This is a genomic window from Paenibacillus sp. P22 (assembly GCF_000469945.2).
GTDB classification, from domain to species: Bacteria; Bacillota; Bacilli; order Paenibacillales; family Paenibacillaceae; genus Paenibacillus_O; species Paenibacillus_O humicus.
The window spans coordinates 1-3256 of record NZ_CBRA020000040.1; the positions used below are offsets into that span (position 1 = coordinate 1).

The window sequence follows — 3256 nt, forward strand, 5'->3', positions numbered from 1 at the left end:
TCCCAAGCAACAAGTAACTTAATACCCCTTTATAAATGTGTTGTCCGTAGACAGTATATTGCTCGTCAATCTTTACAGAGTACCTTGTTTGGTCAGAGTTTCCCAGTTCTTTAGTTTTTATTGATAGCTTATCGCCTGTATTTGCGATACACCTGACTTTCATATAATCACCTCGTTATTTAATCTTAAAATCATCTATTTCACCAGTTTTCGTATTATACGTATAGTGTACCTCAACACCATTGACATTTTGTGCTTTTTTAACCCATCCCTCATCTGCAGGCCATCTTGGGTCTGTGTTTTTCCCTTCCAAAGTTTTTCCTGCGGCAGGATTTGACATGGATTCTTCCACTGCGAGTTGTTCTTTTAGATTAGTTGGTTGATGTCCTCCTTTTGACTGTCCCCTTCCTGCTACTGTAGGAGTCTTAACTTCTCCCACACCCTTAGAATTATTACCTTTTCCAAAAATTTTTGCTGGAATGTTCTTTATACTCTTAAAAATTTTCCCAAATAAAGCACTAGCTTTCGCGTCTAGATCTAGACCTCTACCGCTACCTGCGCCAGCACCGCCGCCGCCCCCGCCTCCTGATCCTTTTTCGTGCTCGTGTCCCGTTGGGTCAACGTATTTTAGTGGATTATTAATTACATAAGTATAGAGATTTAAACTCAGAGGATTATCAATCTGCCCTTCATACGTATCCTCACTTATGAACCGTCCCATACTCGGATCATACCAACGGGCCCTTAAATATTGCAGCTCCGTTGTTGAATCCCAGTATTCTCCTGAGTATCGAAATGGATTGGCAACTTGCTCAGACACCGTCAATGGATTGCCCCACATATCATAGCTGTAACGATTTACTAGCGCACCTGTGTTGTTTCTTAGTTCTGTTACATCGCCGTGGCCGTTATAGTAATAATAATGCTTGGTCGTTCCGCTTAATCGGGCAATAAGTTGTTTTCCACGAATGTACTGAGCAACCGGTGAGAGGGTCGATCCGCTAACCGTCGCTTCCGCCATAATTTGATCGCCGTCATAATAATACCGACGAGTCGATCCGTTCTCGGTTCGCTCAACCATCAGACCATCGCCATTGTACTTGTAGGCAACGGGAGACTTTCCAACTACCGACGCCCCGGTCAGTTGATTCCATCCGTCGTAATTGTAACTGGCTTCCTGAAGTTTGGGCGCCTGATCGCTCACAAGCGTTTGGCGGTTTCCACGCGAATCGTAGACATAAAGCTCATTGAACTCCGTAGACGTTTCAATCCGATTGAGCGAATCATATCCATATTGGACAGATTTAGATTGACCAGCCACCAGATCTGTTTTAGAAAGTTGATTTCCATCAGGACTCCATGTATAGGAATGACGATTTATAACCGTAGACGCCCCTTGCAGCTGCGTCAAATCGCTTAAATCGTACCCATTGTAATTCATCGTGCTGGATGTTCCATTTTCCAACTTGATGTCTTTTAACAATCCATTTGAATGATAGCTATATTCAGCCATTGCGGTTGTTTCGGTTTGCCCGACTTTTTTAAGCCGGTTGAGTTCGTCGTAACCGTAATAAAGCTTCAGACCAAATGGATCTGTCATTGTGCTTCGGAGCCCGTGTTTGTTATACGTAAACTGTATTTGTTTGCCGTCTGGATACGTAATCTTCTCTAGCTCACCGACTCCAGGTGTAAAGTAATATCCAGTGGTTCCCGTTCCATCTGTCATGCTGGTTCTTCTACCGGCGTTGTCGTACTGATAGCCGACCGAGCTTCCACCAGCTGTTTTACGTGTTAGCCAATTCCGGTTGTTATACTCATAAGTTGTTGTCTGATAGCCTTTATCGATCAGTTTCGTCACATTTCCGGCTTTATCATAAAGATATTTCTTTGATTTTCCGCTTCCATCGGTATGCTGCATCCGACGGCCTAGTTCATCATACTGGCTCGTTTCTATCGTGCCATCTGGATGAGTTAATTTTTTTCAAAGCTCCTGCCAGAGAGTAGCCGTAGGAGGTTTCTTTCCCCATTGGGTTGTTTTACTTCTATAAGTCGGTTTAAGGCATCATAAGAATTGATCTTGCTAAACGTAGAGTTCTGTTCTTCAACGGCATTTCCAGCAAAGTCGTATTTCCAATATCCGGTTTGCTCAAATCCTTTTCCTTTGTTTTTATCAATCTCAGTTTTAATTTTCTGTCCTAAGATGCGCTGCCATCCGGGTATCCACGCTCCGAAAAGCCGCTAGAGACGACCGTCATCGTCCTAGCGGCTTTTTACGTTCAATACGACTGCCCTTTCCCGTGCACTTTCACTGTCGTACTAGATAAAAATTCCTGTTAATATAAAATATACAAGGAGGAATTCCATTGAACCCATCCGCTTTTAAGACTTTTGGCTGGCTGAATGAAAGCAGCATACGATTCGAATCGGACCGGATCATCCTGCATGCCCCGGAAAAAACCGACTTCTTTTGTCCCCATGGTACGGAATCCGAAGAAGGGACGCTGCCCGAGAGCCTTCTCAACGCGCCCTTCTACTACACCGAGGCTTCCGGAGATTTCGTTATGCGCGTCAAGGTCGAGCATGCGTTCACGAGCATGTACGATTCGGCCTCGATCATGGTCATGAAGGATTTAGACGTCTGGGCGAAAGCCTGCTTCGAGCTGACGGATTTCGGAACGCATGCCGTCGTCAGCGTCGTCACGAACTCGGTGTCGGACGATGCGAATGGCTGCGACATCGAGGGGAACTCCGTCTGGCTGCAGGTTGCCCGCACCGGCCCTTCCTTCGCTTTTCATTATTCGCTCGACGGCATCCATTTCTTCATGATGCGGTATTTCACCCTGCCCGTGGAAGAGACGGTGAAGGTCGGACTGCTGCCTCAATGCCCGACCGGATCCGGCGGCGATCGGATCTATTCCGGCTTCGTCCTCGAGAAGAAAACGCTGAAGAACATCCGGTCAGGGAAATGACGCCGGCACGATAAAAAGCGGAATGCAATGACCGCATCCCCCGTGAGAAGGGGATACGGTCATTTTTCGCGTTGCCGGCGGTATGCTTTAACGGCACAACCCGTTCCGTCCTGTTCGGCGGCCTCGCCGCAGCCGTCCTGGCCGCCTCTCACACGCTCACGGATGCTCCTCGGCTTCCGCCAGCACCTCCAGCCAGCGCTGTGCCGTCGCCTCCCAGGTGTAGCGCTGCTCCACCCGCTCGCGGCCGGCGCTCTGCTGGCTCGACGCCTGATCCAGCTCGGCAGCGG

Annotated in this window: 2 protein-coding genes; one reads left to right on the forward strand and one right to left on the reverse strand. The window is 47.7% G+C overall.

Features of this window, described 5'->3' with window-relative positions; all coding sequences use genetic code 11:
• Positions 1-175: 175 nt before the first annotated feature.
• Positions 176-1918 carry an RHS repeat domain-containing protein gene (locus BN871_RS08025; RefSeq protein ID WP_083436315.1) on the reverse strand — a complete coding sequence of 581 codons (1743 nt, stop codon included), beginning with the start codon at positions 1916-1918 and terminating at the stop codon, positions 176-178.
• A 445-nt stretch (positions 1919-2363) separates the two neighbouring features.
• Between BN871_RS08025 and BN871_RS08030 the strand changes: the two genes are divergently transcribed.
• The gene (locus BN871_RS08030) at positions 2364-2969 is read left to right on the forward strand and encodes a DUF1349 domain-containing protein (RefSeq protein ID WP_048745296.1); all 606 of its coding nucleotides are present in this window, start codon (positions 2364-2366) and stop codon (positions 2967-2969) included.
• Positions 2970-3256: the final 287 nt, after the last annotated feature.

What these genes read in the sequence shown, in the direction of transcription:
- BN871_RS08025 (WP_083436315.1), bottom strand. Translation starts at nt 1,918, where the DNA reads ATGCAGCATACCGATGGAAGCGGAAAATCAAAGAAATATCTTTATGAT.